The organism is uncultured Agitococcus sp. (assembly GCF_937920075.1).
In the GTDB taxonomy this organism is placed as follows: Bacteria; Pseudomonadota; Gammaproteobacteria; order Pseudomonadales; family Moraxellaceae; genus Agitococcus.
The window spans coordinates 1-1,797 of the sequence record NZ_CALETI010000184.1; the positions used below are offsets into that span (position 1 = coordinate 1).

1 protein-coding gene is annotated in these 1,797 nt (G+C 42.2%); it reads right to left on the minus strand.

Features of this window, described 5'->3' with window-relative positions; genetic code table 11:
- Nucleotides 1–36: 36 nt before the first annotated feature.
- Entirely contained in the window at nt 37–1,767 is a 1,731-nt protein-coding gene (locus tag Q0212_RS07045; RefSeq protein WP_367175699.1) for a tandem-95 repeat protein, read from the minus strand.
- Nucleotides 1,768–1,797: the final 30 nt, after the last annotated feature.

Sequence of the window (1,797 nt, forward strand, 5' to 3'; positions counted from 1 at the left end):
TCCTAAAATAAATGTTACTAAAGTTTTATTTATACCTTAACCCTTCTTCACCACCAACCCTGTTAACACCGCCAAATTCGTTTCTTCCTCTTGGCTGGTCAACATTTGCGGTTGTAAAGTAATGCCTACTTGTGGTGCAAATATATCCCAATTGACAATACTGCTGCTAGGGCTAGTTGAATTGTTATTGATGACAACATAACTTGGCGTATTGTTTGCTGTGTTATTCGCATACACCGATTGGATGGTAATACTTTGACGATGACAGTCATCATCGTCATTATTTGGGTTTTGTACCACTAAGCTAATCGTGGCTTGTACACAGCTTGTGCCATCATTCACCGTATAAGTAAATCTGTCAGTGCCTGTATAGTTACGTCTTGGTGTGTAGGTATAACTGCCATCACTGTTTTTGCTTAATGTGCCTCTACTTGGTGAGTTTGGAATGAGGCTTAAAATATCACCATCAACATCACTCACCAATTGACTAAAATCAATGCGTACACTGCCATTACGTTGGACGGTAAAGGTGGCGTTTTGAGCAATAGGTGCATCATTGACAGGCAATACCTTGACAGTTAATGTCTCGGTGGTGCTAGCAGTGCTGCCATTGCTTCTTTCAGTCGCTGTGGCTTTTACCTGTAGGTTAATGGTGCCGTTAAAATCTTTAGGTGGCGTTAAGCTAAAATTGCTTAAATTCCATGTCGTGATATTTACGGTACGATTGGTACTTGTTGCCGTAAAGCTGCGTGTGCCATCGCTTAAGGTTGCACCCACAGGAATCGCTTCAATGGTTAAGGCTAAGGTTTCTGAATCATCGTCATCTTTTAAACGTGCGCTAATTGCTGAGAGCTTTATTGATATATCTTCTAAGCCTGTGTTGTTGGCTAAACGTTCGGTCAAGATGATGTCATCAATCATCATGCCACGACCAATGCCATCTTGTTTAGTGGCTTCTCCTAAAATTTGAATGGTTTGTTTGCGGCCATTACCGACAAAGCTAAATTGTTTAGCTTGCCAGTTCAGTGCCATATTACCGCTGGTGCTGTCATCGTCGCCAATACGTACACCATCAACATAAATGCCAATTTTGGTGTAATCACTGCTATAACCTAAACGCCCTGCCACATCCATGCTTAAGGTATAGGTTGCACCTGCAACGGTATCAACTTGACGTTGAATACCTAAAGACTGTGCCATGTTATTACGGGCATTGTTTAGCTCTAGCCAGTTGTTGCCGTTACCTATCATGGCTGTCACAGTACGCTTTTTGTTTTGGCTATCAGCCATACGGTCATCGCTACTCCATATCTCAAAACCGTTACTACCACCACGACTGTTATCGGGTTTGGTTAACAGTGTCCACCCTTCGAGTTGAGTTTGTTCAACTAAGGTGGAGGTGTAGTTTCTATCAGACACGCTTTCCCAACTGGTGCGGAATAATTCGCGTGTTGGGTTGCTGTTGTTATTGATGGTTAATATTGGTGCATCAGCAACAGCCGCAATGTGTAAACGTACTGTGGCAACATTAGAGTTAGCTTGACCATCATTGACTTGATAAGTAAAGCTATCCTCACCACTGTAGTTAGCATTCGGGGTGTAACTAATGGTGTTATCACTATTAACAACAATCTGCCCTTTGCTTGGTTGACTTAAGACACGGAAGATGAGGTTGTCACCATCTGTATCTGTGTCGTTAAACAAGGGGTTAAAGCGTGCTGTATTATCTTCGTTAAGCGTAATAGGGGTCGTCTCAGGAAACGGAATTTAAAGCACGTTAAGCCATTTCGAGTAATT